Origin of the sequence: Candidatus Poriferisodalis sp. (assembly GCF_965208895.1) — a bacterium.
In the GTDB taxonomy this organism is placed as follows: domain Bacteria; phylum Actinomycetota; class Acidimicrobiia; order Acidimicrobiales; family Poriferisodalaceae; genus Poriferisodalis.
The window spans coordinates 3,100,017-3,126,343 of sequence record NZ_OZ242363.1 but is presented as its reverse complement, the minus strand read 5'-3'; the positions used below and the strand labels follow the sequence as shown (position 1 = coordinate 3,126,343).

Annotated in this window: 25 protein-coding genes and 4 pseudogenes; 11 read left to right on the top strand and 18 right to left on the bottom strand. The window is 64.6% G+C overall.

What is annotated here, in order from left to right:
- Positions 1-92: 92 nt before the first annotated feature.
- Complete coding sequence (locus ACOGJB_RS14150) at positions 93-1,721, bottom strand: HNH endonuclease (protein WP_419837730.1); 1,629 nt, start codon at positions 1,719-1,721, stop codon at positions 93-95.
- Between the two features lie 377 nt (positions 1,722-2,098).
- Here ACOGJB_RS14150 and ACOGJB_RS14145 point away from each other — a divergent pair, with 377 nt between their 5' ends.
- Together ACOGJB_RS14145 and ACOGJB_RS14140 are read left to right on the top strand one after the other, a co-directional pair.
- The gene (locus ACOGJB_RS14145) at positions 2,099-2,272 is read left to right on the top strand and encodes a hypothetical protein (protein ID WP_419837729.1); all 174 of its coding nucleotides are present in this window, start codon (positions 2,099-2,101) and stop codon (positions 2,270-2,272) included.
- A 10-nt stretch (positions 2,273-2,282) separates the two neighbouring features.
- Entirely contained in the window at positions 2,283-2,927 is a 645-nt protein-coding gene (locus ACOGJB_RS14140; RefSeq protein ID WP_419837728.1) for a DUF1697 domain-containing protein, read from the top strand.
- A 144-nt stretch (positions 2,928-3,071) separates the two neighbouring features.
- Here ACOGJB_RS14140 and ACOGJB_RS14135 read toward each other — a convergent pair whose 3' ends face one another.
- From ACOGJB_RS14135 to ACOGJB_RS14125, 3 genes are all read right to left on the bottom strand, one after another.
- Positions 3,072-3,221 (bottom strand): alpha/beta fold hydrolase, encoded by a 150-nt coding sequence (locus tag ACOGJB_RS14135; protein WP_419837727.1) that lies wholly within the window; start codon positions 3,219-3,221, stop codon positions 3,072-3,074.
- 17 nt (positions 3,222-3,238) lie between these two features.
- Positions 3,239-3,706, bottom strand: a complete 468-nt coding sequence (locus ACOGJB_RS14130; RefSeq protein WP_419837726.1) for an alpha/beta fold hydrolase — start codon at positions 3,704-3,706, stop codon at positions 3,239-3,241.
- A 150-nt stretch (positions 3,707-3,856) separates the two neighbouring features.
- Positions 3,857-4,447 carry an ArsR family transcriptional regulator gene (locus ACOGJB_RS14125; protein WP_419837725.1) on the bottom strand — a complete coding sequence of 197 codons (591 nt, stop codon included), beginning with the start codon at positions 4,445-4,447 and terminating at the stop codon, positions 3,857-3,859.
- Between the two features lie 140 nt (positions 4,448-4,587).
- Here ACOGJB_RS14125 and ACOGJB_RS14120 point away from each other — a divergent pair, with 140 nt between their 5' ends.
- Together ACOGJB_RS14120 and ACOGJB_RS14115 are read left to right on the top strand one after the other, a co-directional pair.
- Positions 4,588-4,779, top strand: coding sequence for a hypothetical protein (locus ACOGJB_RS14120; protein ID WP_419837724.1), 192 nt, complete (start codon positions 4,588-4,590; stop codon positions 4,777-4,779).
- Positions 4,780-5,086: 307 nt separating this feature from the next.
- Positions 5,087-5,776: a hypothetical protein gene (locus ACOGJB_RS14115; protein WP_419837723.1), complete on the top strand. Its 690-nt coding sequence runs from the start codon at positions 5,087-5,089 to the stop codon at positions 5,774-5,776.
- Between the two features lie 61 nt (positions 5,777-5,837).
- On the opposite strand, the gene ACOGJB_RS14110 is transcribed toward ACOGJB_RS14115, so the two are convergent.
- Entirely contained in the window at positions 5,838-6,584 is a 747-nt protein-coding gene (locus ACOGJB_RS14110) for a DUF5131 family protein (protein WP_419837722.1), read from the bottom strand.
- Positions 6,585-6,613: 29 nt separating this feature from the next.
- On the bottom strand, positions 6,614-7,753 hold the full coding sequence (locus tag ACOGJB_RS14105; RefSeq protein ID WP_419837721.1) for an ImmA/IrrE family metallo-endopeptidase: 1,140 nt from the start codon (positions 7,751-7,753) through the stop codon (positions 6,614-6,616).
- Positions 7,754-8,642: 889 nt separating this feature from the next.
- On the opposite strand from ACOGJB_RS14105, the gene ACOGJB_RS14100 reads away from it, so the two are divergent.
- Both ACOGJB_RS14100 and ACOGJB_RS14095 read left to right on the top strand, forming a co-directional pair.
- Positions 8,643-8,978 (top strand): antitoxin Xre/MbcA/ParS toxin-binding domain-containing protein, encoded by a 336-nt coding sequence (locus ACOGJB_RS14100; protein WP_419837720.1) that lies wholly within the window; start codon positions 8,643-8,645, stop codon positions 8,976-8,978.
- Positions 8,979-9,152: 174 nt separating this feature from the next.
- The gene (locus ACOGJB_RS14095; protein WP_419840794.1) at positions 9,153-9,344 is read left to right on the top strand and encodes a hypothetical protein; all 192 of its coding nucleotides are present in this window, start codon (positions 9,153-9,155) and stop codon (positions 9,342-9,344) included.
- Here the strand turns inward: ACOGJB_RS14095 and ACOGJB_RS14090 are convergent.
- From ACOGJB_RS14090 to ACOGJB_RS14080, 3 genes and pseudogenes are all read right to left on the bottom strand, one after another.
- A pseudogene (locus ACOGJB_RS14090) lies at positions 9,299-9,481 on the bottom strand (hypothetical protein); the annotation flags it as partial. The gene ACOGJB_RS14095 and the pseudogene ACOGJB_RS14090 overlap by 46 nt on opposite strands.
- Positions 9,482-9,514: 33 nt before the next feature.
- The gene (locus ACOGJB_RS14085; RefSeq protein WP_419840793.1) at positions 9,515-10,135 is read right to left on the bottom strand and encodes an HNH endonuclease; all 621 of its coding nucleotides are present in this window, start codon (positions 10,133-10,135) and stop codon (positions 9,515-9,517) included.
- Positions 10,127-10,246, bottom strand: a pseudogene (locus ACOGJB_RS14080) (topoisomerase DNA-binding C4 zinc finger domain-containing protein); the annotation flags it as partial. The pseudogene ACOGJB_RS14080 and the gene ACOGJB_RS14085, both read right to left, overlap by 9 nt.
- A 275-nt stretch (positions 10,247-10,521) precedes the next feature.
- Between ACOGJB_RS14080 and ACOGJB_RS14075 the strand changes: the two are divergent.
- Positions 10,522-12,318, top strand: a complete 1,797-nt coding sequence (locus ACOGJB_RS14075) for a DUF262 domain-containing protein (RefSeq protein WP_419840748.1) — start codon at positions 10,522-10,524, stop codon at positions 12,316-12,318.
- 116 nt (positions 12,319-12,434) lie between these two features.
- Here ACOGJB_RS14075 and ACOGJB_RS14070 read toward each other — a convergent pair whose 3' ends face one another.
- From ACOGJB_RS14070 to ACOGJB_RS14055, 4 genes are all read right to left on the bottom strand, one after another.
- Complete coding sequence (locus ACOGJB_RS14070; RefSeq protein ID WP_419837719.1) at positions 12,435-13,295, bottom strand: DUF3800 domain-containing protein; 861 nt, start codon at positions 13,293-13,295, stop codon at positions 12,435-12,437.
- Between the two features lie 264 nt (positions 13,296-13,559).
- On the bottom strand, positions 13,560-17,027 hold the full coding sequence (locus ACOGJB_RS14065; RefSeq protein WP_419837718.1) for a DEAD/DEAH box helicase family protein: 3,468 nt from the start codon (positions 17,025-17,027) through the stop codon (positions 13,560-13,562).
- A complete protein-coding gene (locus tag ACOGJB_RS14060; protein WP_419840747.1) occupies positions 17,024-17,404 on the bottom strand; it encodes a restriction endonuclease subunit S in 381 nt (126 codons plus the stop codon). Before ACOGJB_RS14060 ends, ACOGJB_RS14065 begins: the two co-directional genes overlap by 4 nt.
- 295 nt (positions 17,405-17,699) lie before the next feature.
- Entirely contained in the window at positions 17,700-18,191 is a 492-nt protein-coding gene (locus ACOGJB_RS14055; protein ID WP_419837717.1) for a transposase, read from the bottom strand.
- Between the two features lie 260 nt (positions 18,192-18,451).
- On the opposite strand from ACOGJB_RS14055, the pseudogene ACOGJB_RS14050 reads away from it, so the two are divergent.
- Positions 18,452-19,691: pseudogene (locus ACOGJB_RS14050) on the top strand (IS256 family transposase).
- A gap of 180 nt (positions 19,692-19,871) precedes the next feature.
- On the opposite strand, the pseudogene ACOGJB_RS14045 reads toward ACOGJB_RS14050, so the two are convergent.
- From ACOGJB_RS14045 to ACOGJB_RS14025, 5 genes and pseudogenes are all read right to left on the bottom strand, one after another.
- Positions 19,872-20,099 (bottom strand): annotated as a pseudogene (locus ACOGJB_RS14045) (transposase); the annotation flags it as partial.
- Between the two features lie 206 nt (positions 20,100-20,305).
- Positions 20,306-21,214, bottom strand: coding sequence for an IS982 family transposase (locus ACOGJB_RS14040; RefSeq protein WP_419837716.1), 909 nt, complete (start codon positions 21,212-21,214; stop codon positions 20,306-20,308).
- Between the two features lie 149 nt (positions 21,215-21,363).
- Positions 21,364-22,920, bottom strand: a complete 1,557-nt coding sequence (locus ACOGJB_RS14035; protein ID WP_419837715.1) for a type I restriction-modification system subunit M — start codon at positions 22,918-22,920, stop codon at positions 21,364-21,366.
- 216 nt (positions 22,921-23,136) lie between these two features.
- Positions 23,137-23,523, bottom strand: a complete 387-nt coding sequence (locus tag ACOGJB_RS14030; RefSeq protein WP_419837714.1) for an ImmA/IrrE family metallo-endopeptidase — start codon at positions 23,521-23,523, stop codon at positions 23,137-23,139.
- A gap of 184 nt (positions 23,524-23,707) precedes the next feature.
- Entirely contained in the window at positions 23,708-24,067 is a 360-nt protein-coding gene (locus ACOGJB_RS14025) for a hypothetical protein (protein ID WP_419837713.1), read from the bottom strand.
- A 101-nt stretch (positions 24,068-24,168) separates the two neighbouring features.
- Between ACOGJB_RS14025 and ACOGJB_RS14020 the strand changes: the two genes are divergently transcribed.
- Genes ACOGJB_RS14020 through ACOGJB_RS14010 form a run of 3 tightly spaced genes read left to right on the top strand, consistent with a single transcriptional unit; the run spans position 24,169 to position 26,253 of the window.
- Positions 24,169-24,447: a multiubiquitin domain-containing protein gene (locus ACOGJB_RS14020; RefSeq protein ID WP_419837712.1), complete on the top strand. Its 279-nt coding sequence runs from the start codon at positions 24,169-24,171 to the stop codon at positions 24,445-24,447.
- A 10-nt stretch (positions 24,448-24,457) separates the two neighbouring features.
- Positions 24,458-24,838 carry a hypothetical protein gene (locus ACOGJB_RS14015; protein ID WP_419837711.1) on the top strand — a complete coding sequence of 127 codons (381 nt, stop codon included), beginning with the start codon at positions 24,458-24,460 and terminating at the stop codon, positions 24,836-24,838.
- Positions 24,820-26,253 carry a HesA/MoeB/ThiF family protein gene (locus tag ACOGJB_RS14010; protein ID WP_419837710.1) on the top strand — a complete coding sequence of 478 codons (1,434 nt, stop codon included), beginning with the start codon at positions 24,820-24,822 and terminating at the stop codon, positions 26,251-26,253. Before ACOGJB_RS14015 ends, ACOGJB_RS14010 begins: the two co-directional genes overlap by 19 nt.
- Positions 26,254-26,327 lie beyond the last annotated feature (74 nt).

Genomic DNA, 26,327 nt, shown 5'->3' with positions numbered 1-26,327 from the left:
CCGCGCGCTACCAGACTGGCGGCCGCCCGCAGCGACGCACATCATCTGCCTTCGTCGCGGACTTGCTTTCCACTTCCGCTTGACGATTCTGATCAGCAGTTCTGCCGGACGCGGTCCGTAGCTGGCGTACGGGCTCTGCGCGGTGGGGCTGGCGTGACCGTCCAACCCTCGCCAGGCGGGGCCGGACCCTTCGGGGGATGCAGCATCAAGTTGTACTTGTGCAGACGCCGGTGGTGGCTGTGGCACAGCAGCGCCAGGTTGGCCAGGCTCGTCGGGCCGTCGTCGAGCCAGTGCTCGATGTGATGCCCGTCGCAGTGGATCGGGGCCCGGTCGCAGCCCGGCCAAACACAGCCTTGATCGCGGGCAATCAGTGCTCGGCGGATCGCCGGCGGGATGGTGCGAGTGGCCCGCCCGACGTCAAGCACTTCGCCGAGACCACCCATCACCACGGGGATGACACGGGTGTCACAGGCGATCTTGCGCGCGTCAGCCACGCCAAGCACTGTGCCGGTCTCGGTGGTTGCCACGGCGCCGGGAACTGCCAAGAGATCACACACCGGAGTCGAGGCTTCGCCCGGGCAGCCAGCATCAGACTGCCTGCCCGCCGAAGCGCCACGCAGATTGTCCAGGGTCGTGAGCACGATCATCTGTGTCGGACTCGGAACAACCCGGCCGTCGTCTCTCAAGTACTCGCCCACAACGCCTCCAGCATCACGGGCTGCAGACCTCGCACCGGAAGCGCCACGGGACGCACGCCCCGCACCGGGAGCTCCATCGGCCGCAGCATCCCGCGGCACAGCGTCGGTGTGCTGGGCGCCGCCGGGAGTCGCACCATCTCCTCCCGCAACTCCCGCGCCTGGGACGCCGGCCGAGGTGAGCAGCCATGCGAGCGCGTCGGCGGCACGCTGTTGCACGCTGCGCCGCTTCGATTCGGGCAAGTCCTTGTCACTGCGCCAGTTCCGTTCGATGGCGCTGATCAAGAGGCGGTTGATCGCGTCCCCCGTCAGCGCATCGAACTTGGCCCGCAGGTGCCACATGCCGTCGTTCGGGTCGATCCACATCGACGCCGACCTCGCTGCGCGCTGACGAGCATGCCGTTGCGCTTCGCTCTCGCGCCGCCACGCTGCTTCCGCACCACGCACTGTCTGCCGCGTCTGATCTGCTGTCTGGTTCCTTGCCTGTTTGCATAGATCGCTACGCACGTCGTCGGGCACATCTGCCGCGGCTACCGCAGCCGCTTGATCTGAGGTGATCTCGCCTCGCCCTAGCACTTCGGCCACCGCTGGCTGAGCGTCCAGAGCCTGAGCCTCGCGTTCGATCCGGCGCGCCAACGCGCCGCCCACCGCCGTCGCATTGACCAGCGTCTCTGCCCCTGAGGCCTCCCCGCGGCGCGCATGCAATTGGCGTCGAACGACTTCGGCGGCCAGTGAGCTGCGCACTCCCTCGAGCATGTTGATGGCCCGCTGCACCGACTGCGCGCACCACACCAAGTCCTCATCGTGGGCGGATCGAACCGCCTTCGCATCGACCAATGGACCCGCGCCGGTGACCGACCCCACTGCGGTTTCGATCGCTCGACGAACGACACTTCCGCCGCCGGACTCGTCCTCGCAACGCCGTGCCAGCCGTGCGCGCAACTCCACCATGCAAACACTGCCGACCGAGGGGCGGCGCGAATTCTGCCGGCTGCCGGCTGCCAGTTGAGGAGAGGCGGAGGTCATGGCAGGCACCGTAAAGGAGGGGTGTGACATTCGTTCGTCACGGCCCAATTCCGACCTCTGGTCGGCCGAAGTGACGTCCACAAGCTCATGTCGGCCAACGTAGAAGAGGGGTGTGACATCGAAGGGTCCACTTGGGCCGGGTTCCGGCTCGGGAGGATGCGTTCGGTGTCTCGATGGGCTGGTCTGACTCTGGGTGTGACGGGCCGGTGTGCCTTGACCTTGATCTGTCGGCTTGGTGCCCGGGCTGCTGGCGCGCACCGACCGGTCGGGCGACAGCACAGCCAAGACGGAGCCACAACGCAGCGCGTCGCTACCCGAGCCGTACCGCTGCCGGAAATCGAGCAGTCTCGGACCCGCCGCTGCCCTACCGTTCCCGCATGGCGCCAGCCACCCACAACGCCGACGAAGGACACGCTCGGGTCCGCCGCCACGCCGACGAGGGACCCGCCCGCGCCGCCTGCAGCACCGACGACGCATTCAAACAACGCCTCGCCGCCTCCATGAAGCGCCACCGCCGCATACTTGATCGCTTGGCCCACGAGTCCGGCTGAGCCGGCGAGCATGACCATCCGCTGCGTCGTTCTCCCCCGGGGCATCAACGTCGGCGGGCACAACCGGGTGCCCATGGCCGAGCTTCGCCTCAAGCTGGCCGACGCCGGCTACACCGACCCAGTCACGATCCTCCAGAGCGGGAACATCATCGTCACTGCCGAACTCGGGTCCGAGCCCACTGCCAAACTCGCTGCCGAGCTCACTGCCGAACTCGGGTCTGAGCCCACGGCCGATGAGCCCGACGATGCCACAAACGCCAATGCCGCCACCACCGCCGTGGCCGCCGCCGTCCAGCAACTGCTGGCCGACGAATTCGATGTCCATGTGCCCTGCGTGGCCCGCACCGCCGCCGAGATCACCGCCATCCTCGAACGCAACCCCCTCGGCCACATCGCGGAGAACGGGTCCCGCTACCTGGTCAACTTCCTCGACACCGAACCCGGCGCCGAACCCGACCCCAACGCCGCCCGATCGCTCGTCGAGGCCGACCATGCACCCGAGGTCGTCCACGTCGAAGGATCAGAGGTGTACGTGTGGGCGCCGGAGGGCGTCAAGGCGCTGCGCCTGTCGTACTCCCATCTCGAGCGGCACTTCGAGGTGCCCGCCACGGCCCGCAACTGGAACACGCTCGAACGCATCGCCGCAAAGCTCTGACCGGCTCAACCGCTGGGCGCGCTGCACCCCAGGGTCCGGCACCTCGTCGTTGGCCGAGCCGAGCCGCCATGACGAACCCGAGCGCCGTCAGTGACACCTCCGCTGACGAACCTGTCATGCGGATTGTCCGGCTCCCGACGCCCCTCAATCCGCATTCGCGGCCAAGAACGACCGCAGATGCTCGGTCAGAACCTCAGGCTGATCGATCGGCACGAGGCTCCGGCTGTCGTCGATCCACACGAGCTGAGCGTTCTCGAAGTGCTCGACTAGCCGCTCAGCATGCGCGGCCGGCATCAGCCGATCGTCCCGACCTACACTACCAGCACCGCCCCGCCGAACGACCGCTGCTCCTGCGCCCATTCGAGCAGCTGCGCCCGCTTGGGCACCCGCCGCAGGTACTTGTCCAGATCACGGCGCACACGCCGGTCATGGCGCAGCGGCCCGATCCAGTCCAAGAACACTTCGTCGGGCACCCGCTTCGCCGACATGCCGCCGAACGTCACCGGCAGGTGGCGGATCCTGCGGGGCCGCAGCAGCTGAGCGGTCAGGAAGGTGCCGCCGAGCAGCGTCGCATCCAGGCACAGCAGCCGGCCCGGCAACCCGGGCGGGTAGTTGTCGAACGCCTCGCAGGAGACGAGCACGAGGTTCGCCAGCCCGTCGACCACGTCGTCCCACAGGCTGCCGCTGGTCAGCACGCCGTGCAGCAGCACCACCACGGGGCCGTCGCCACCCGTGTCGGAGTACATGAAGCCTGCTGCGGCTCGCCGGTTCGGCTCCATCGGCACACTCCCGACGCCGTGCCGCCAGCGTACGCATGCCTCCGAACGCCCAACGCCGACCACCGCTCGCGGAAGGTGTCCTACTCAGGCCTACGGAGGACTTCGTCGAAGGCTCGCGCCGGGTCGGCGAAGAAGATGCCTTGGAGCCGTTCAGCCCTGACCGAGGTCGATCTGAACCAGAGGCCGGCTGACGACGGTCGCGTGGAAGCTGTCGGTGCCGTTGGCAATCCAGTCCGCCGGGCGCACGGCTTCCTGGACCGGACGTCCGAGTCGTTCTTCGGCGACGGAAAGCGCTGCGTAGAGCCGATCACGATCCGGGGCGCCAAGCACGAGGACGTCGATGTCCGCGACGGGACGGTCACTCCCGACTTCAGCCCGATGAGCGGCCCACGATCCGAAGATGTACGCAGCCTCGATGCCGTCCACATCTTCGAGCACTGCCGCAAGCACTTGCGGGGGGCCGAATGCCTTGACCAGCACGTCGGCGAGTCCCGCGTAGTAGGGACTGTCGGTGTCGGCCCGCACGAGCCGGACATTGCCAATCTTTCGACTCGTGACGATGCCAGCGGCGTGTGCTCGCTCGATCTCGCGGTGCACGGAGCTGATCGGTGCGCCCAGCATCGCTGCGATGTCCGTGACGCTGGCTTCGAGTTCAGGGTCGCCGAGCAGCCGCGCCAAGATCTCGCCCTGCTGACGCGATCGCAGCAGTGGTAGCAGCTTCGGCGTAGCCGACTTGCCCATATTTTGGAATCTATATCCCTAAATATGGAATCTTTGCCCACATCTGGCGACCGGCACGCGCAAACAGTACGCAGCGGCCGCCGGCCTGGTACAGGATTACGCTGTCTAGCGCGGTTGACACAGACGAGCGACAAGCTGTTGTGCACGTCGCGGACGTCGATGTCGATGAACTCGCACGCCTGCGCGACCAAGCGCTGGAAGCGCACGAGATCTACTTGGCTCGCCAGCGGGCCGCTGCACTGCGGCTCACCGAAGCCGGCGTCTCACGCCGGGATGCGGCTCGACTCCTCGGCGAGTCCCACCAACGAGTCCAGCAACTCGTGGCCGACTGAATCACGTCGCAGGGGTAGCGGGTCCTGATGTGAACGAGGTCGACCCCCGAACGCTAAACAGCCCCGACCGAAGTCGGGGCCGTCGGACCGGGGTTACGCGCCCCGGTGGGGTGTGGACACCGTATCGAAGAAATCGCTTCGACTAACGCTCGCATGCTGCCTACGGTCAGCTCAGAACCGCTGATCACTCGGCGAGGGTGTGGCAGAGGTTTCCTCGGGAAGCAATCGGGGGGCGCCGCCGCGATTGGCGTCGCCCCCCAAGTTCTGCCCCAAGCAGCTTCAACGAGAGGCCGACGAGGAGCTTACGATGCCCACGATATCAAGCGGCAGCGCCTCCAACGACCGGAGCCCGTTCGACTACGACGACTCGTCGCTGGACGCACTTCGCTCGACGGTGTCGCCAGATCGGCTGTCGACTTACCTCGCTCACACAGCAGGAGACGAAGTTCAGGCATTCCGACTCTATGTCCGGAACGCAGCGCTCGCATCGGCGTTCCTCGGTCCTCTTCAAGTTGTCGAAATCACGCTCCGGAACGTCTTCCACAGCCTCCTATCGGAGGCTTACGGGAGCAATTGGTACGACTCGCTCACACTCGCGGACGCCCAGCGGCGAGTTGTGGTGAATGCCAAACGTTCCTTGAGGCAGGAACGCAAGATCGAGACACCAAGTCGCATCGTGGCTGAGTGCAGCTTCAGCTTCTGGGTTGCCCTGTCTGCTCGGCGCTACGACGCGATGCTCTGGCGATCGACGCTGCACCGCGCGTTTGCGCCTACGCCGTCTCGCAAGGCGGCATTCGGGCAGCTCGACCGTCTTCGAACCCTTCGAAACCGCATCGCCCACCACGAACCGATTTTCTTCAGAAACCTCCACGCCGACTACGACCGAATCGGCCGCTTGCTCAAGATGATGTCCCCCGAGACGGCTCGATGGATGCAACACCACAGCCGCGTTCCCTCGACATTGGCAATGCCGACGGCTCAAGCAACGCAATTCTGAATCTGGCCACACCAGCGGATTCGCAGTTCGCGCCGATGCTCCGGCTGCAACAGCCGCCCTGCTAGGCCGCCGTGCTCACCGGCAGCTCGTCCCACAGCTCGCCCTCGAGTTCTCGGCCGCCGGCCTTGGGCGTCCTGCCTCCCCACTGCTTGAAGAAGAACGCCACCCCGGCCGAGGTGCAGGTGTCGCGAAGCTCGGTGACCCAGTCCAGCTCCATGGGCCGGGCGCCGGTACCGGACTCGCCGCCGACGATCACCCAGCCGATGCCCGCAAGATCGAGCTCGCCGAGCGGGCCAAGCAACGGCTCGGCGCTCACGAACCTCACTGCTGCGGGCACCTTGCGCAGGTGATCGATGCGGAAGGCGTACCGGCGAGTCTCGACGCTCACGCCCATCCACAGATTCGGCGGCCAGTCGAGCTCGCCTGCGATCCGGCTCAGCCGCTGCGCTCGTTTGGTGAGCACCTGGTAGGTGTGCTGGGGCGTCTCGCGGATCACCTCGAAGACCTGCGCGATGAACTCGGGCGGCACATCGTCATGGAACAGATCGCTCATCGAGTCCACGAACACGAGACGCGGTGCCCGCCAGCGTCGAGGCACATCGAGCGATGACCGATGCAAGGTGAGCTTGAAGCCCGGCCCGCTCGTCGCCGGATCGCCGCTGTTCTGGTACTTCGGCGACCCCATCGCCTTGAGCCTCTTGGCCAGGGTCTGCGCATAGCAGCGGTCGCAACCCGGCGACACCCGATCGCAGCCCGAGGTCGGGTTCCACGTCGCCTCGGTCCACTCGATCGCCGACTTCTCAGCCACGCCCCAACCGTAGGAGCGGACTGCAACAGCTATTCCCCGATGAGCCGTTCGATGAAGTGGCGTGATGCGGGTGCGAGCGGGATTTCCGCGTTGCGCACCTGCCAGCCGAGCACCGCCGAACTCACCCCGTAGCGTGCCCGAAGCGACTTCGCCGCACGATCGTCATCGCCGTCAAAGCTCAAGAACAGTCGGCCGGCGAGTTCGCGAGGCAGCAACAACTCAGCCGCGAAGGCACGAGCGCGCTGCTCGACATGTCTTGCGGTCCGGCCGCCGAGCACCTCGACCAGGGGCAGCGAGGTCGCACGATCGACAAGGAGATGACAGATCTCGTGCGCCAGCGTCGCTCGCTTGCGCCCGACATTCGAGGCATGACGTCGGCCGCTATTGAGAAGTACTGCTGGACCGTGATTCGGGCCCCAGCATCCAATCGCATCAACATTCGGCAGCCCAAGGGCGACGTCGACGACGGGCACACCCCACGACCGCAGGAGCTCATCGGGATTCACCCGGCCACTTCCGTTGGCGATGCTCGGTTGAGCCCGTAGCCAGCCGGCCAGCTCGTGCCCCTGGGCGAATGGCGGCTCGTCCGCGACCGATCCGATCACTTCAGCTGCATGAGCCGCCAAACGGTCCAGCCCGGACGTCTTGAACTTCTTGAGCTCCCGCACGGCCTCGACGATCGGCCGCAAGGTCGTGAGGGGCTGAGGACCCACCAGGCGTGCTGCTGCGAGCAATTCGTCGGAGACAAGCTTGCCCCCGTCGCGTTCGTCCAGCGATGGGAACACCGCCTCGACCTCGGCTACCAGTTCTGGCGGATAGCCGGTGGCCGCTTCGATGACGCGAAGCCGGTCATGACCGTCACGCTCATGCCACGTCCTCACCGCTTGGGTCGAACGCGGATCGCTCAACCCGTCGAGACGTCGTGCAATGAAATCCCCCACATGAGTCAAGACTTTGAGGACTTCGCTGAATGACGTGCGCGCAGTGGCCGCATTGGAAGCCATCCAGCCCATGCTTCCGTACCGGACGACCCACAAGGGGGGCGAAACCGCCCCTTGCAGCGATTCGGCCAAGTCATGCGTCGAGCGGTATGCCTCGATCTGTTCATGCTCGAACTCTGCTTCGGCTGGCGGCAGGAGGTCTGCAGCCGCCTCTGCCTCAGCGAGCATCCTCGGAGCCGTACTCGGCGCGACGCCAAGGGGACAGCCGTCTTCGACAGACAGATAGAGCCAATACTCACCAAGGAATTCGAGGAGTTCTATCCACGTCCATTCGATTCCGGTTGTGTCATCAGCGCCGTGCCAAACGGGCCGACCCCTCAGGCATACACGCAAGCTTCCGAGGGTCGCCTCGGCACCGGCCGACTTCGAATCGCGGGGCAGCCAGTTCAGTGCGAATTCGATCTCGCCGCTGGCGGAGCGTGCTACCAGTTCATCCACTGGAGCACCTCCTGTCTGCATCCTTGGTGTCTGGCCTCAGCCAGCAGCCATTGCTTGACCTGCTTTGCGTTTCCCTTGTTTGGAAACCGGTCCGGGTGTTCAGGGAATCCATGGTACGAGGTGCCAGGATTCGTCGGAGTGGCCCGATAGACGACTCCGTCACTGACTGCGTACAACCGCTGTGGGTACGGCCGAGACCAGCGAGGCGGGAAATACGGAACCGAATTGTCCAAGAGAACCTGAGCGTCGGCCAGCGTCATCGCCGCCGGGCACTTCGCGACAAGCTCCGAGCCGACGCTGACGAATCCTGCGCGATCGTGCTGCCAGTGGTGTTTCAGCTTCGGATGTGCCTCGGGTTCGTACAGCCAAGCGTCCACGTCGCGCACCGTAGCGGTGCGAATGCGCTGATGAGCCATGCTTTTTGGGAACAGATCGTGTATCTGCCGGGGACTCAAGCGCTAAACAGCCCCGACCGAAGTCGGGGCCGTCGGATCGGGGTAACGAGCCCAGGTGGGGTGCCCGCCAACGTCGAGGCCCATCGGACCTCTTGTTTCATTTGCTCGACATATACTGTGCCAATCACACGACATTGTTGTAGTCAAAAGGACGACACAAGCCGATGAACACGGTCTCCGCTCTGTTGGATCACCTGTACGAGGGTGACGTCTTGGACACGGCAGACCTTGCGCGAGTGAGCGACGCCAACCCGCGAAGCGTGGTTCGATGGCGCACCGACGAAACGGCACCACGTCGCGAGGCCGAAGAGCGGCTCCTCGAGCTGCGCGCAGTCGTCGATCTCACTCGAAGTGTCATCCGCGACGATGCCGCCAGGCTCTGGTTGCGGTCTCCTAACCCCGGCCTCGGCTACGAGAAGCCCCTGGACCTCGTCGCTCAGGGCGAGTACCGCCGCGTCGTCGACCTCTTGCTCGCACTCGCAGAAGGCGTCACTACCTGAGATGACCCGGGTGGATCCAGTCGTCGTCGCGCGCGCACCGACGCACCCCGGGCACGTCGTTGGGTTCCGCAACCAAACCCCCGGCTACAACCCCCGCAGCGGCGAGGGAGCTCGCCCCTCGATCTCGCCGACGAGAACACGCGCTCTTACCTGGGCATCTCGCTCAGCGATGTCGTGAGTGACAATTTGGAAGTCACTCAACAGTTGGGAGAGGCCGCCTACGAACACGGAATTCAGGCCATTCGGAGCCCATCCGCGACCGATGTCGACATCGTTTTCGCCGTGTTCCCTGAGAATCTCGGCTCAACATTGCTCGATCCAGCACTGGAGGAGACGTGGGAGGTTGCCGGCGATCTCAGCTCTTGAATCCCCGAGCGACAAGGCACATCGAGCGACGCGGGATGCAAGGTGAGCCTGAAGCCCGGCCCGCTCGTGCGCAGGTCGCCGTCGTTCCGGTACTTCGGCGAACCCATCGCATTGAGCCTCTTGGCCAGGGTCTGCGCATCACGCGCACACAACCTCACGCGAACCGACGGCTAGTGGCCCTCGACAGGCTCCGACGGCACTCGAAACTCCGAACCGTCCTCGGCTAACGCCACTGCGAGCGGGGGCATCGTTGGATGCCGCCAGCGGGTCACGTCTGCCGTGTTGCCCTTGTTCTTGTTGCAGTAGGTGTGGGACGCCTGGAGGTTGTCCAGCTTGTGCAGCAGGCTCTTGTACCGAGTGCCCTGCACCGCCTTGCCGGCTTTGCTGATGTCGAAGTAGGCGAAGATCTTGGGGACGATGCGCTCCACATGGGCGGCTTGAATTCGTGTCTCGGCGCCGCACACACCACATCGACCGCCGTCTCGTTCGTAGACGTAGCGCAGCACCTTGCGGCGATGTTCAGGGCTCCAGCGGCCCGACGCGTCCGGCTCCTCGGCCTCCAACATCGATCGCCGCACCTTGTCGTATGTCTTGACCGCGCCGACAGCTGCCCCGGCGAGCCTGTCGCGCAAACGACGTCGTCCCTTGCCGTCGGGAGTCGCCTTCGGCGCCAGTGATTCAGCGTCGACGGCAGGCTCGGCGGCCTGCGGGGCATCGCTGCTTCCCAATACGGGAGCTGGCGGAACCCCCGAGTCGCTGACGGAGTCTTCGGAAGGCTCGAAAGCGACCACGCTCCGACACTTCGGAAACGTCGAGCATCCCCAAAACTGGTTGCCCTGGTTCGCTCCCCTACGAGCGGTTCGCAGGACCATGTCAGCGCCACAGCGTGGGCAATCAGCCACAGACCCAGCAGGACTTCGCGGCGACTCCTGCGGTGTCTGCTCCACGAGCGCCGAATCGTAACGACCGCGACCGGGCTAGAACGCGTCTTCAGTCGGGTTTCGAGTGGTATCACAGCAATCGCGAGAGCAGACTCCTGCCGGACCGCTGCGTTCACCGAACGCCGGACAGACCGGCGCTCGACGCGAACGGCATCGGCGGAGCCGAAAGGAAGGACCGACTAGTGGCCGTCGATGTTCAGCAGATCACCGGAACTTCCCGATCCGTTCGGTAGCTCCTGTCGGAGAGCCGCTACGGCCTCGACTTCTACCAGCGTGAGTACAGCTGGGAAGAGGCTCAGGTCGGTGAACTCATCGACGACCTCACCGGCCGGTTCTTCGATGAGTACCGCGACACCCACGAGCGGCACGACGTGGCTTCTTACCGGCCGTACTTCCTAGGGCCGATCGTGACTGCGCAACGCGACGGTGTGCGCTACCTCGTTGACGGCCAGCAACGAATCACAACCCTCAGTCTCCTGCTGATCTACGTCCGTCACGGACTCGCCGCGACACATCCCGGCGACGCACAAGCCCTCAACTCGCTCATCTTCTCTACGGCGTTCGGCAAGAAGACGTTCAATCTCGACGTCGACGAGCGCGAAGAGTGCTTGCAGGCCATCCTCGACGGCGAGGAGTACGACGCCGGCAGCGATCCCGAGTCGGTCCGCAACCTCTGGGCCCGCTACCAGACGATCGTTGACCGGTTCTCGAGTGACCTCCAAGGTGACACGCTCCCGTACTGCTCCGACTGGCTCCAGCACCGCGTGATCCTCGTCGACATCGGTGCGCCCGACCAGGACATGGCGCTCGAGATATTCGAGACCATGAACGACCGCGGCCTGCGGCTGAGCAGCACCGACATGCTCAAGAGCTTCCTGCTTGCTCGAGTCGGCGACGAGATCGTGATTCGAGACCTCAACGGCCGTTGGCGCCAGCGAGTCACCGAGCTGATCGATACCGAGAAGAACGCCGACGCGGAATTCGTCAAGGCCTGGCTCCGCGGCAAGCACGCTGTGACGCAACGCGAACGCAGAGCCAACGCTGCACCTCGCGACTTCGACATCATCGGCACGGCGTTCCACAAGTGGGTGCGGGACAATCAGACTGCAATCGGGCTGGACCGCGAAAGGGACTATCGACGATTCGTCGAGCGCGAGTTCTTGGGGCTCAGCAGCCGCTACCTGGAGCTGCTTCACGCATCTCACGAGCTGCGCCCAAGGCTCGAAGCCGTCTTCTGCAATGCGAGGATCGGCTTCACGCTGCAGCTCCCCGTCATCCTCGCCGCGGTCACCCTTGAAGACGACGACGAAACGTTCACGACGAAGGCTGCGCTCATCGCCGGCGCTCTCGAGATCTTCATCGCACGAAGAATGGTGAACTACCGCAACTTCGGGTACTCAACGGTTGTCTACGCAATGTTCAATCTCATCGAGGACATCCGCGACCGGCCTGCCGACACGGTCCGAGGCGTGCTCGGTCGCTGGCTCGAGACAGAGCAAGAGCGTCTCGACGGGATCCGTTGGTTCAGCCTCACGCAGCGGAACCGGAGTCACATCCACTACCTCCTCGCTCGCATCACCGCCTGGCTCGATTCCGAACTCGGCATCGGAACGTCGCTGGCTGACTACCTCGACCGATCGCGCACGCATCCGTACGAGGTTGAGCACATCTGGGCCAACAAGTTCGAGCGGCACGCAGATGAGTTCCCGACCGTCCACGAATTCGAGGATCACCGAAACAAGTTCGGCGGCCTCTTGCTGCTCCCGAAGGACTTCAACGCCAGCTACGGCGCGATGCCCTATGACCAGAAGGTCCACCACTACTCCGGCCAGAACTCCTTGGCGAGGTCGCTGCACCGGCGGGCCTACCAACACAACCCCAGCTTCGACGCCCTTCTTGCGACCTACAGCCTCGCGTTCGAGTCGTACCCGGAGACGTTCACGAAGGACGACATCGACGCCCGCCAAGATCTCTACCGCGAGCTTGCTGAGATCGTCTGGAACCCGGCACGGATCGGACTTACGCCCGGATGAGATGTCTCGGCGTGCATTGAGACTGTGAGATGAACGCGATGTTGACTGCGATTCGGTACCCAACAACGGCTGAATCCAAGAACATGGATCCACGCCGAACACGCCCGCGAGCCGCGTCAAGTGTCTTGCTGGCCACTCCCTTGGAGCTCACTGTCGGCAGCTTGGAGCAGGTGCCAGGACGACCGGCGGCCAGAAGGGTCGCTGACCACTATGCCGCCACGCATTCGCCCGGTTGCATCGCGGTATGTATGCCGACGTGCTCGAAGCCGACGTGCATACCGGGACCGAATCGCGTCGAACTCGGGCGCAGTGTGCAGCCCGCTTCCGGCGTCTGCGCAGTAGACGCGGGCCGCTATCGGGAACAGCAGCGCCGACGCCACCAAATCCGCCAACTGCAATCCGACATGGTTGTCGCTCTTGCCGAACACCGGGGTCTCGATGATTCGCGGCAGCGCATCGCCCTCCGACTTGTGCTTTTGCGTGAACACCGAGTGCGCAACACGCACATCCTGGCGGTGGTCCCGCCCGTCACACATGACGAGGCCGAGGCTGTTCTGCTGTCCCAGGAATTCGTCGAAGTGCCGAGCGATGTCCTGGACAGCAAATGTGTAGGTGGCATCAGGCTTCAACGCCTTGGTTGGCTCCTTCACCCAGACCCGCCCCAGCAGTCGAATCTCATGCCGCTCGATGAGGCGCACAACGCCATCGAGGACGCCGAGTGCGTGCCGACGCTCTCGCTGACTCCCACTGCGTACGGCTCGCCGCAGCTCCGACCCCTTGACCTCTGCCAGCACGTAGTCGAGATGCCGTGCCGCCTGGCCTGGGTAGAACCTGCGCTTAAGCGAAAGAAAGTCCACTGTGACGTCGTTGATCGCCGATGCCCTCACAATCAATCCCGCGAAGACCATCAGCGGCGTGCGAGGACCGGAGTTCGGGGCTTCGAATCCGCCGGACTCGTCGATGTAACAGATGTACACGGCTCAGGACGCAACTACGGCCGCCCGAAGGCGGCCGTAGGACGTGGCGTTCGGCCGAGGGCCTAGGCGCCGGTGTAGAAGTACGGCCTCACTATATGACACCACCCGACCTCCGGCCAACAGATTCTGAGATCCCAACCGCCGCTTCCTAGCGCACAGGCCGGAGCGGCGCCATTCGGTTTTGCAGCGGCGAAGCTGCCGAGCGGCACACATTGGCGTCCGCAGTCGCGCTCCGCGACGCGTCGACGGGGCCGGGCCGGCTGGTCAGATGGCGGCGGTGTTGCGGAGGTGCTTGACGATTTCGAAGAATTCGTCGACGTCGTCGGATTCGAAGATGGCGTCGGGTCCTTCGGGTGCCACGCTGATGAAGGGTGATTCGTAGACGCGGCGCTCTTCGACGGTGCCGTGCTCGGTGAGGTAGTCGATGACCATGTCGACGAAGCGGATCTGGTTGACGCTGTAGCGCTTGTCGTCGAGGAACGTGGCGAAGGCGCGTTTGGCTGCGGCCCGGTCGAGTCCTATCAGCGAGCGGATGAACAGACCGAAGCTGCCGGCTCGCTTTGATGCCTCGGCGAAGGTGTCGTCGTCGCCGATGCCGGCTGCCACGAGCACGCGCTGCAGGGCGTGCATGTCGACCAGCGTCAACGTCTCGCCGCTGCGGACCTTGGCCACAACATCGGTGGCCAGGTTCTCCTTCAGGAAGTGCTGGGTCTTCTTGCGGAACTGGGCGAACTCGTCACCACCACCACCACCGCCACCAGCGTCGTCATCGTCCCCGGCATCACCATCGCCGGCGGGCTCGCCGGTCCCATGCAGCTTGATCACGCTGACGCCGCCGAACTCGTCGGCGAAGTCGCTGTAGAGCACGTTCTTGTTGGTGTGCACGATGAGCTGGACAAGGTTGCGGAGCCGCTTGCGGGCGTCTTCCAGCATCGGGTAGGTGACGTCGGCCCACCATTCGTCGGTCTGAATGTCGGCGATCAGCTCTTGCTGCTGTGCCACCACCGGAATCGTGGTGCCCAGGTCCGCCAGCGCGGACGCAACACGGATGATCCGCTTGCGCTGCGGTTCGAACGGCTCGCGCCGCAGCAGGCCCAACTGCGCATTCAGCATCACCACGTCGAAGCGCTTGGCGTCCTCGCTGTCGGCCTTGAGCTGGTCGGGCAGCTTGGCCACTCGCTCATTGAGCTCAGCGAGGTCCGCCAGCGAGACTGTTTCCCACGCTTCGAGCGAGCTGAACCGCTCCACCAGCTCCAAGTGAGGCCGCACCAAGAAGTTGTCGGGGTTCATCGACGCCACGGTCTCGTGCAGCGTGGCTGCGATCTCAGCCCGCTCGTCGCCGAGCGCCGCCACTGCATCGAGCGTGGCCAACAGCTCCAACCGGGCGCTGAACAGGATCTCGCTGAGCGACTTGCCGCTCGATTTCTCTGCCGACGCCAGCGGATGGCTGAAGTACTCCAGGTTCGCGCAGAAGTCGAACACGTTGAAGTGCGTCTTGTCTTCCCCCGGCCCGAACAGGTCCCCGCACAGCCGAGTCCCCCGCCCGAGCATCTGCCAGAACTTGGTCTTCGACCGCACCAGCTTGAAGAACACCAGGTTGACGACTTCGGGCACGTCGATGCCGGTGTCCAGCATGTCCACGCTGATCGCGATGTGCGGCGCTTTCGCCTTGTTGGAGAAGTCGTCGATCAGGCTCTGGCCGTAGGTCACCTGATGGGTGATGACCCGTGCGAAGTTCCCGGCATCCAGCGACGGGTAGTTGGCGTCGAAGCGCTGCTTTATGAACTCGGCGTGTTTCTGGTTCTTGGCGAAGATGATCGTCTTGCCCAGCCGGTCGCCGCCGGCCACCTTGACGCCCTCGGTCATCAGATACTCGAGCACTCGGTCGACGGTGTTCTTGTTGAAGAGCCACTTGTTGAGCTCGGCGGGGTCGATCGCCTCGGGCGGCGCCAGCGGGCTGCCCTCGTCGTCGGTGCCCCAGTCCAGCTCGTCCCAGTCGTCCTTCTCGTCTTCGCTCAGGTCGTCGTAGCGGATGCCATCGCGCACGAACTTGAACTTGACCGACACGCTCCGGGGCGGCACCAAGAACCCGTCGTTGATGGCGTCGTCCAGCGAGTAGGCGTCGGTGGGCACCCCGGTCTCCAGGTCGAACAGGTCGTAGGTGTTCTTGTCGACCTCGTCCTTGGGGGTGGCGGTCAGGCCCATCAGGAGCGAGTCGAAGTACTCGAAGATGCCCCGGTACTTGCCATATACCGAGCGGTGCGCTTCGTCGATCACCACTAGGTCGAAGTGCCCCACCCCGAACCGGCGAGTCCCGTCGGCCCGGTACTCGTCGATCTTGCCGACCATCGTCTGATACGTCGACACGTACACCCGGCCGTCCACGTTGCCCTCAGTCACCAGGTTCACCGCCGCCGAGTCAGGCAGATGCGTCTTGAACGCGTTCACTGCTTGGTTCACGAGCGCCGTGCGATCAGCCAGGAAAAGCACTCGCTTCACCCACCCGGCCCGCATCAGCAGGCCCGCCAGGGCGATCACCGTGCGGGTCTTGCCCGCACCGGTGGCCATCACCAGCAGTGCCTTGCGCTGCTTGCTTTGCTCGAAGTGCTCGGCGATGGCGCTGATCGCTCGCCGCTGGTAATGGCGGTCGACGATCTGCTCGTCGACCTCCAGTGATGCCAGCGACTTGCGAGCCGTGCGTCGCTGGATGAGCAACGCCAGCTCGTCGCGGGTGCAGAACCCTTGCACTGGCCGGGACGGATGCTGGGTGTCGTCCCACAGCCAGTGCTCGTAGCCATTGCTGCAGTAGATGAGCGGTCGCTGGCCGGTCTCGTCTTCCAGGCAGTCGGCGTAGAGCTTGGCCTGCTGCTCGCCAACTTTCGGATCGACGAGCGCCTTCTTGGCTTCCACCACGGCGAGGGGCAGTCCGTCGGCGCCCCACAGCACATAGTCCGCGTAGCCGATGCCCGAGTCGGAGGGCATCCCGTGCACCTCATATTCGGTGTCTCGGCCCTCGACGAGATCGGTCCAGCCGGCTTCGGCCAGCAGGGCGTCGATCTTGAACTTGCGGGTCTGGGCCTCAGACCAGTCGAAGGCCTCCGGCGGGACCTTCTCGGCCGCCTTCTTCTTCGCCGCGGCGACCTCTGCGCGCAGCTTCGCCAGATCGGCGCTCAACTCCTCGGCGGTACGAGACAGCTCCTCCGACCGCTGGAGCGCGAGTGTGCGCTGCACGGACTCTTCTTCGAGACGTTCTTCAAGCTCCTGGCGCTCCCGCAGCGATGCCCGCTCCGCTTCGCCCGCGTCAAGCAACCGGTGTGGGTTGAATCGCAGCGAAAGATCGGGCTTCGATGTGCGGCCGTAGGTGAATGCGAACCAGAGGCAGAACTGGAACAGCGCCGAGACGATCTCGACCGCTTCCAGCTTGGATGGGGCCTTCGACTGGTGGACGGCCCGGTTCCCCGCCCTCTGGATTTTCCGTGCCACGTCGAAGATCCGACCGCCTCCCAATGCCTTGAATGCCGACTCTGTCAACAGTGCGTTGAGGTTGTCCACATAAGCCTGTGGAAAAGTACGATCATGCTGGTACATCCACTTGACGGCTGTTTCCAGACACTTGCGCGCATATATGACCGCGGCTCCAGGATCCGACAGCGTGTGACCCTCGGCCCGCCACGCCGACTCGAACTCGGGTCGAAACTCGGCCTCGAGGAACGAGAACTGCGACTCGCTCACAACTCCCCCCGAAACGCCCGCTGCTGCAACGACGCGAGCAGATCCCCGGAATGCCGAGCTGCTGACAAATGACGATCCCGGAGCGCCTCGGCCGCATCGAGCACCGCCGCGATCCGCCGCTGCTCCTCCATCGACGGCAATGGGATTGGGGCCGCCTTGACGATCTTGTCGGACACGGCCGGATAGCTCGCACCCGTCGCGCGCTGAACGAGATGCGCAATGAACGGGACAGCCCGAACCCAGTGGAACAAGTACCGCCCGTCGAGGTGGCCTGGGCGGGGACGTAGGACGCAGTAGCCCGTGGAGGCTGTGGCTCCACCCAACTCCGGACTCACGTATGCGACAGCGTTGAGATTGGGGCGGACCGTGGACACCAAGACATCGCCAGCAGCGATTAGCTGCCGTGCCCGGCTCGGTGCTTCGGTTGCATCGACCGAAGATGGCAAAGAGACCGTCTTGGCGCCTTGATCGATGCTCGAGATGTCGACGTAGATGAAGGCTCCGACGCCCTCACGCCTAGATGGTTGGTTCCAAGGGGTTAGCAGGGTGCTGAAATTTGGTGTGTCGGCGGGTTTGGGGGGCCGTTGGGGCTGTGTCGGTGCGGTGAGTGACGGCGGTTCGGGTGCTGGGGTGGGTGCCGCGGGCTGTCGCGGTGCGGGCGGGGGTGCTGGTTTATGCGGTTTCGGCGTCGAGTCGGGCTATGCGCACGAGGTTGTAGGTGGCGGCGCTGAGCAGGTACCAGGCCCGGTTGCGGTGTCGGCCTTTGTGTCTGAGTTTTCGTCCTCCGGCGACGGTCTTGAGCCATCCGAAGGGTTCCTCGACGCGTTTTCGGATCCGCTGGGACACGGCGTAGCCGCCGTGGCGGGTGACCCGCCGGTCGATCGCTGATCGTCTGTTGGTGTCGTTCTGGGCGACGTGGGGCGTGAACCCGGCTTTGCGGGCGTCTTTGACGAACCCGGCGGTGTCGTAGTTCTTGTCCCCGGCGACGGTGCGCCGCCGCTTGCGTTTGGGGGCTCGCCGCAGCATCGCGGCGGCGGTGCCGCGTTCGGCGCGGCCGTCGGCTCGTGTGAGCTCGGCGTCGACGATGAGCCCGTTGCGGTTCTCGATCATCAGGTGCCCCATGAAGCACAGCACCGCCGCGGTGCCCTTGGACTTGCGGTACAAGAGCGCCTCGGGATCGGTCGTCGAGGCGTGGGTGTCGTTGCGGCGCTTGGAGCCCCGGAAGTCGGCCTCGGCGTTGCGGCCCCGTGGCGCGGCGTCGCCGCCGGGGGGAGTGTCTTTGGGCTTGAAGCGAGAGTGTCATTTCCTCTGTGTAAGGGGGTTGGTCTGAGAGTGTCGTGTCGGTGATGGATGCCGGGGCGACTGGAAGGACCGCAATGACTGAGAATGCACGAGAAGGGCTGCCGGGGAGACCGGCGGCGGACATGACGCCGCTGGTGCCTGAGGGGGCGCTGGACGCGGTGATGGAACGCGTCCGCGTCGAGGGCGCGGAGCTGCTCGGCGCCGGCGGGCTGTTGGGCCAGTTGACCAAGGCAGTGCTCGAGCGGGCGCTCGCGGAGGAGCTGACTGATCATCTGGGCTATGAGAAGGGCGACCCGGCCGGCGCGGGGTCGGGGAACTCGCGCAACGGCACCACCCCCAAGCGGGTGCACACGGGTGCGGGCAGCGTCGATGTCGATGTGCCCCGGGACCGCAACGGCGATTTCGAGCCTCGGATCGTGCCCAAGGGCCGCACCCGGTTCGACGAGTTCGACGACAAGATCATCGCCTTGTACGCCAGGGGCATGACGGTGCGCGACGTGGCGGCTCATCTTCGCGAGATCTACGGCGTGGAAGTGTCTCGTGACCTGATCAGCCGGGTCACCGACGGCGTGCGCGACGAGCTCGAGGCGTGGCGCAGCCGGCCCCTCGACGCGGTCTATCCGATCATCTTCATCGACGCGTTGAACGTCAAGATCCGTGACGGCCACGTCGCCAACCGGCCCGTCTATCTCGCCGTCGGCGTCGATCTCGACGGCGCCAAGCACGTCTTGGGCGTCTGGATCGGCGACGGCGACGGCGAAGGCGCCAAGTACTGGGCCGGGGTGCTCGCCGAGCTGGCAAACCGAGGCGTCGAAGACGTGCTGATCGTGTGCTGCGACGGCCTCAAAGGCCTCCCAGACGCGATCGAGGCGACCTGGCCCCAAGCGACAGTGCAGACCTGCGTGGTGCATCTGCTTCGGGCCTCGCACCGCTACGTCACCTGGTCGGACCGCAAAGCCGTCGCCAAAGCGCTGCGGCCCGTGTACGCCGCCGTCGACGCCCAAGCCGCCGAGGCCGCGCTCGACGCCTTCGAAGCCGGCATCGGCGCCAGATACCCCGCCGTGGCCAGCCTGTGGCGACGAAGCTGGGAACAGTTCATCCCGTTCCTGGACTACCCGCCCGACGTGCGAAGAGTGATCTACACCACCAACATGATCGAGAACATCAACCGCCAGCTCCGCAAGGCAACCAAGACCCGAGGGCACTCACCGCAACGAACGCTCAGCGCTCAAGCTGCTCTACCTCGCGATCCGCAACATCACCACAACCAGAGGAGGACCACAAGGAACAGGAACCATCGGATGGAAACGCTGCTTGAACCAGCTCGCCATCCGCTACCCCGAGCGACTCCCGCTCACCTAAAATGACCAACCGACCGGCCCGCTTACACAGAGCACCTGACACATCCGCAGTGTCGGGAGTGTCTTTGGGCTTGAAGCTCTTGTGCGACGCCCACGCCTCCAACAGCGTGCCGTCCACGCTGAAATGATCGCTCGAGCAATAACGGCGCAGCCTCGCCTGGGCGACCACCGCAGCGAAGAACCGGTCCGCGATCTGGTGGCCCAGCAGCCGCTCGCGGTTCTTCGAGAACGTCGACGCGTCGAAGGAGCGCTCGTCGATGCGCATCCCCAAGAACCACTTGAACAACATGTCGTAGTTCAGCCGCTCGCAGAACAACCGCTCCGAACGCACCGAGTACAAAGCCATCAACACCGACGCCTTCAACAACATCTCGGGCGGCACGCTGGGACGGCCCCCCGACGCGTACATCGCCCCCAGCTCGCCGTCCAGCTCTTCGAGCACCACGTCCACCGTCGCCTTGATCCGCCGTATCGGATGGGTCTCGCCGATCAGATCCTCAGCCGACAGAGTCGACAGCATCGCCATCTGGGCATCAACAGTTCCGCGCATACCGACAGTGTCCCGCGCCCAGCCGCCCAACGCGAGCACCAAACACCCACTTTTTCAGCACCCTGCTAGTGGTCGTAGTGGGTCAGTGAGCGTGCGGGCCGGTCGGGGTGGTGTGTGCGGTTGTGCCAGATGGCGGCGGTGAGGGCGAGGATGCGGGTCAGGATGCGTGCGGCGATGCCGGTGTGGGTGCGTGCTTTGTGGCGTTCGAGGGTGAGCTGTTCTTTGAGGCTGTTGAAGGTGGATTCGATGATCTGGCGCCAGGGCCGCAGGAATCGTTGGTGCGGCCGCGGCGTCTCGTTGCGGGCGGCGGGTCGGATGAGGGTGATGCCGGCGTTGTCGAGTCGGGTCTCGAACGCGGCCGAGCGGTAGCCCTTGTCCGCGATGAGCGTCTGGCCCGGCCGGGCCACACCGTCGTGGGCGATCATGGCGGCGCAGACGTCGCGTTCGTCGGCTTTCGCGCCTGCGAGCGCGAAGCAGATCGGCAGCCCTGAGGGAGTGGCGATCAGGTGCAGGCGCAGCCCCCAGAACCAGCGCGAATGCGATGCGCACCAGCCGTATTGGGCCCATCCCGCGAGGTCAGAGCGCTGGGCGGTCTCGCGGCTGGCGCCGCACGGCACCGGCGTGGAGTCCACCAGCCACACGTCGTCGTGCCAGTCGGGGCACTCGCGTGCCAGCGCCGCGATGACATGGCCGATCATCGCAGCGGCTCGGCGCAGCCGCTTGTTGAACCCCGAATGTTTCGGCACATAGGGGAACCACGGCCCCAGATGAGCCCTCGCGTAGCGCACGAACCGGCGCTCGGAGTCGAACCCCAACAGCGCCGAGATCACCGCGAGCGTGACCAGCTCCGCGTCGGACAGCTTCGGGGCGATGCCCACCTCGGGCCGCTCGGGCGCCCAGTCGGGATGGTCGGCCAACAGATCGTCGATGCGCACATACAGTGCAGTCGCGAGGGTGTCCAAGTCCGGGTTCATGCCCAGGTCCTCCGAGATCGAGGTGTGTGTACACACCCCGAGCTTGGACACCCTCACCCCACCACACGCGGACCCCCCACCCCTTGGAACCGACCATCTAGGGTTCCAACGCTTGACTGGGTCGACAACGCTGCCGATCTCGACGGTCCTCACCTGAGCATCATCCTGAGGTCATTGAGATGGTTCTCGATCTCCCGTTCGATAGTGGCGAGCTCATCGAGAATCTCAACGGGCGGCGCGTGCTCGACCTCGTCATAGACGATCTCCTTGTAACGGCTGATACTGAGGTCGTAGTCGTTGGCAGCGATGTCGGCCTTGGACACACAGAACGACTGCTCGGTCGGTGCCCGCTCTAGTTCCGTGTCGTCTCTGCCGTGCCAGCGCACGAGCACATCGGGGAGGTTGTTGTTCTCGTGCTCATCGTCGGTCAAGACGCCAGCCAGCGCACCGAGTTTGTCCTCACTGAGTAGCGGGTCGCGCTTGTCGTCGAGGCTGAGACCGTCGGCCTGAAGGTCGTAGAACCAGACGAGATCGGTACCGCCGGAGTTCGTCTTCGTGAACAGCAAGATCGCTGTGGACACTCCGGAGTACGGCTTGAACACACCTGCGGGCAGCGACACGATCCCATCCAGCTTCTGATCCTCCACCAAGATCCGACGAAGTTCCTTGTGTGCATTCGTCGAGCCGAACAAAACGCCGTCGGGCACAATCACGGCCGCCCGGCCACCGGGTCTGAGCAACCGCAGGAACAGGGCCACGAAGAGCAGCTCGGTCTTCTTGGTCCTGACGACTTGCAGTAGGCCCTTGGCAGTGCCCTCGTAGTCGAGCGACCCGGCGAATGGTGGGTTGGCCAGGATCAGGCTGTAGGCCTCGGCGTCGTCGGCGTGGTCCTCGGCGAGCGAGTCCTGATAGCTGATGTTCGGGTTCTGCACCCCGTGGAGCTGCATGTTCATCGAACCGATGCGGAGCATCGTGTTGTCGAAGTCGTAGCCCGAGAACATCCCGTTGTGGAAGTGCTTCGCTGCGGCAGGACGCGTGAGCGCGCTCGGGTGCTCGCGACGGATGTACTCCCCGGCACCAACCAAAAACCCGCAGGTGCCGCCGGCTGGATCGCAGATCACGTCGTCCGGCTGGGGCGCCATCATCTCGACCATCAGCTCGATGATGTGCCGCGGCGTGCGGAACTGGCCGTTCTGGCCGGCCGTGGCAATCTTCGAGAGCATGTACTCGTAGACGTCGCCCTTGGTGTCCCGGTCCTGCATCTCGACCGCGTCGAGCCCATCCACTGCCTTTTGCAACAGCCCAGGCGTGGGAATCGTGAGCTTGGCGCCAGTCATGTGCTTGGCATGGGTGCTCTCGCCGGCTCGCTGCTGGAGGAACGGGAACACGTAGTTCTCAACGATGTCGAACATCTCGGCCGGAGGCAGATTCTTGAACCTCGACCAGCGCAGATCCCGGTACGGCCGGCCCTCAGCCCGCCCTTCGGGCTGGAACACCTGCCGCTCGGGGAAGATGTTGTCCTCCGCCGGGATCGGCTCGCCCGTGCGATTCGCCTTGTTCTCCGCGAGCGCCTGCTGCTCATCGAGGGCCTTGACGAACAACAGGTAGGTGAGCTGCTCCATCACCTCCAGCGGGTTCGAGATGCCACCCGACCAGAAGTCGTTCCACACCGCATCGATCTGCCGCTTCAGCTCGCCCGTGACCATGGCCCATCATTCTCGCCTTTGCGAACAAATCGCGCGCGATGCGGCGCGACGCCGTCCGCGCCGTGCTCAGTCATCCCTGCACGTTCCGCGGCGAAATCGCGCTCGCCCGTCTCGAACAGCGGGCAACCACAATCTCAACTACTGACATGGTGTTCGTAGACTCAGCGTCTGCTGCGACAGCGCCGCGGCGGGGACAGTATTCGCGGTCAGCGATTCTCAGCGCGACGAGCCGTTCTCTCGCGCGGCACGCTGGGCCGCACCGGTGGCGTTGATACGCCATTGCAGCATCTGCTGGCTGACACCGAGTCGGTCCATCGCGTCGTCGCGTGCAACCTTGCCGCGCGCGACGGCAAGCGCCATTTCACGCGTGACGAGTAGTTCGCCTGTCAGCCAGTTGGCTTCATCCTCGTGATCGGCATTCCAAGCGCGACAGCCTGTCGCTGTGTCAAGCGCAGGTGCCGGGGGATGCAATAACAGACCATGCGCGAGCTCGTGGGTGACGTTGCTGCTCTGACGCGCTGCTGAGTGTGTGTCGTTATGGACCACGATGCGTTTGTGACGCTCGAAGACTGTCGCTGCCGAGAATGCATCGGGTTCGATCACGAGGAAGTACTGCACCGCGTCACACGTGCCGCTGAGCTCAGTCAGCGGCATGACTGGCACATCGAGATGGCCGGCGAGCACGAACGGGTCCAAGCGGTCAAACCGGCCCAAGCCAAGCTCACGCCTGACTTCTCCGGCGAGTCCCGATGCCTCCGTCTTGAAACCCCTTCGCAACGCCATTGATTCACTCGCTCGTTCTCAATCGCTCGTACGTGGCCTTGATGAGTTCGTTGAGTGCGGTGGCTGCTTCAGGCGTGAGGTTCTTGTCGGAACGCAGGTGGGTAGCGATGAGCGCCAGCGGCTCGGTGTCGGGGCGGTCGTCGACAGATCGGACGTAGTCGTCGGCCCGGAGCCCGGACCACGCGGTCAGTGCTGCGAGCCCGTCGACGTCGGGGCGGCGGCCCTGCGCCATCCGCGTCAGGGTGGACGCGCTCACACCGGATGTGGCGGCCACATTCTTCCAAGTCATGCTCCGCGCCTGCCTGACTGCGTCGAGGGCCTCATAGAACGCCTCGCCATCGAACCAGCCGCTCTTGTCGTCCATCGTGACCCCCGTTGTTGCTAGATGGCAATTGCACTGCTACTGTGGAATTGCTCGGCCGCAATCTTGCGTCAGTATCGCAACTTACCCAAGGAGGGTAGACCATGACACAAGCAAACGAAGACCTCCAGCAGCACGGTCACGAGGAGCACCAGCCCGTATCGGTACTGGTCAACAACCGCTCGGTGACCGTTGAAGGGCCGACGACGACCGGCCAAGAGATCAAGAAGGCCGCCATCTCCGACGGCGTCGCGATCCAAACCGACTTCCACCTGACAGTGGTTGATGATGACGGCAAAGAAGACCCGGTGCGCGACGACGAGGCGATTGTCGTGCACTGCGATGAACAGTTCTTCGCTGTCGCTGGCGACGACAACTCATAGGAGCGGGCCAATGAAGGTCGCAGTTGAAGAGGCCGTCGCCGAGCTTCGCGCGGCGTTCCCCGCTGCCATCATCACCGCCGATGACGACGGCAGCGGCGGCGCGTTCGTCACCCTGGATCCCATCGATCCCGGACCTGCCTATACACAGGGCGAAACGTGGCTGGGCTTCCATGTCAGCCACAACTATCCAGATGCCGACGTATATCCGCTATTCGTGCGTGCCGATCTCGCCAGAGCCGATGGCGGCGGCCACGGCCAGGGTTTCGGTGTGGCGGAGTTCCAGGAGCAACCAGCGCTTCAGCTCTCTCGGCGAAGCAATCAGCGAGCAGCCGAGTTCGACACGGCAGTGCGCAAGGTGCACAAGGTCATGGAATGGCTGCACACGCAATGAGAAGCACTGCTTGCCTGCGACTCCCAATCGCGCTGATGGATGACCTACGCGCCCACCTGTTCCGTCCCGATGCCGATGAACACGGTGCCGTCATCGGCGCATCAGCATTCGAGAGCAAGCGTGGGCTGCGGTTGCTCGGACGCCGGTTGTTCTTGGCCCATGACGAGACGGACTATGTGCCCGGCGAGCGCGGCTATCGGATGCTCACCCCTGAGTTCGTCCGGCACTGCGTGCGCGCTTGCTCCGAAGAAGGGCTCGCCTATCTCGCCGTCCATAACCACCCTGGAACCGACAGCGTTGCGTTCTCGGGAGACGACTTGGCTTCGCACCGGCGGGGCTATCCCGCGCTGCTTGACATACTCGACGGTCCACCCGCTGGAGCTCTGGTGTTCGCCGACAACGCCATAGCCGGCGATATCTGGCTCTCAGCAGAACGTCAGATCGAGCTCGACCACGCTGTGGTCACCAATCGCACCACTCGTGTGCTGCGCTCAGCGCCTCGCCGACCATCAGCTGAAGATGCTCGATACGACCGTCAAGTGCGCCTGTTCGGCACCCGCGGGCAAGAGATCCTCGCTGGCCGGAAGGTCGGCATCGTCGGTGCGGGCGGTGTTGGTTCGCTCATCAACGAATACCTGTCCCGTCTCGGGGTCGGTCATCTCGTGGTCATCGACGATGATCGAATCGAGGAATCCAACGCATCGCGGCTCGTCGGTGCCCGAACCACCGACTGGCAGTCCCGGTGGCTCCCAACATCGCTCGCTCGTCGCATCGGCTGGCGACCGACGCTCAAGGTTCACATCGCCGAGCGAGTCGCCCGCGCAGCCAAGCCCGGTATTCATTTCGAAGCAATCGGTGCCGACATCGAAGACCCAGTAGCAGCCGAATGTCTCCTGGACTGCGACGCGATCTTTCTCGCCGCCGACACCATGCGTGCACGGCACGTAGTCAATGCCATCTGCCACCGCTACCTCATCCCCGTGTGGCAGGCAGGCACCAAGGTCCAAACCGACACCACGAAAGGCACCGTGCACGACGTGTTCTCGGTGGTCCGCCACCTCGTGCCCGGACAGTCATGTCTGTGGTGCAGCGACCTCATCGACCGCACAAGGCTCGCCGAAGAAGCCGCCACTCCCGAACAGCGCGCAGTGCAGACCTACATCGAAGAAGTCCCTGCCCCGAGCGTCATCACACTCAACGCAGTAGCGGCGGCCCACGCCGTCAACGACTACCTGTTCACCACCTTGGGCCTAACAGAGCACGACACGCGAGCCGAGTGGGTCCGACACCACCCACTCATCGGCTATTGGGCGCGTGAGAAGACGAAAACTGAGTCCGAATGTCGACAGTGCGGCACCTTTCTGGCGGCCGGACCGCTGGAGCCGCTGCCCATCCGGGAGTCGAGCCGCCCATGACGTCCAACCCGTTTCCGGCTACTGGACCTGAGGATCATGGACGCTGTCGAACGCTTGCCGCATCGACGGCAGCC

What these genes read in the sequence shown, in the direction of transcription:
- ACOGJB_RS14145 (WP_419837729.1), top strand. Translation starts at nt 2,099, where the DNA reads ATGGCGCCAGCCACCCACAACGCCGACGAAGGACACGCTCGGGTCCGC.
- ACOGJB_RS14100 (WP_419837720.1), top strand. Translation starts at nt 8,643, where the DNA reads ATGAACACGGTCTCCGCTCTGTTGGATCACCTGTACGAGGGTGACGTC.
- ACOGJB_RS14015 (WP_419837711.1), top strand. Translation starts at nt 24,458, where the DNA reads ATGAAGGTCGCAGTTGAAGAGGCCGTCGCCGAGCTTCGCGCGGCGTTC.
- ACOGJB_RS14040 (WP_419837716.1), bottom strand. Translation starts at nt 21,214, where the DNA reads ATGAACCCGGACTTGGACACCCTCGCGACTGCACTGTATGTGCGCATC.
- ACOGJB_RS14105 (WP_419837721.1), bottom strand. Translation starts at nt 7,753, where the DNA reads ATGCTCGCTGAGGCAGAGGCGGCTGCAGACCTCCTGCCGCCAGCCGAA.
- ACOGJB_RS14150 (WP_419837730.1), bottom strand. Translation starts at nt 1,721, where the DNA reads ATGACCTCCGCCTCTCCTCAACTGGCAGCCGGCAGCCGGCAGAATTCG.
- ACOGJB_RS14020 (WP_419837712.1), top strand. Translation starts at nt 24,169, where the DNA reads ATGACACAAGCAAACGAAGACCTCCAGCAGCACGGTCACGAGGAGCAC.
- ACOGJB_RS14115 (WP_419837723.1), top strand. Translation starts at nt 5,087, where the DNA reads ATGCCCACGATATCAAGCGGCAGCGCCTCCAACGACCGGAGCCCGTTC.
- ACOGJB_RS14025 (WP_419837713.1), bottom strand. Translation starts at nt 24,067, where the DNA reads ATGGACGACAAGAGCGGCTGGTTCGATGGCGAGGCGTTCTATGAGGCC.
- ACOGJB_RS14010 (WP_419837710.1), top strand. Translation starts at nt 24,820, where the DNA reads ATGGCTGCACACGCAATGAGAAGCACTGCTTGCCTGCGACTCCCAATC.
- ACOGJB_RS14130 (WP_419837726.1), bottom strand. Translation starts at nt 3,706, where the DNA reads ATGGAGCCGAACCGGCGAGCCGCAGCAGGCTTCATGTACTCCGACACG.
- ACOGJB_RS14140 (WP_419837728.1), top strand. Translation starts at nt 2,283, where the DNA reads ATGACCATCCGCTGCGTCGTTCTCCCCCGGGGCATCAACGTCGGCGGG.
- ACOGJB_RS14135 (WP_419837727.1), bottom strand. Translation starts at nt 3,221, where the DNA reads ATGCCGGCCGCGCATGCTGAGCGGCTAGTCGAGCACTTCGAGAACGCT.
- ACOGJB_RS14035 (WP_419837715.1), bottom strand. Translation starts at nt 22,920, where the DNA reads ATGGTCACGGGCGAGCTGAAGCGGCAGATCGATGCGGTGTGGAACGAC.
- ACOGJB_RS14125 (WP_419837725.1), bottom strand. Translation starts at nt 4,447, where the DNA reads ATGGGCAAGTCGGCTACGCCGAAGCTGCTACCACTGCTGCGATCGCGT.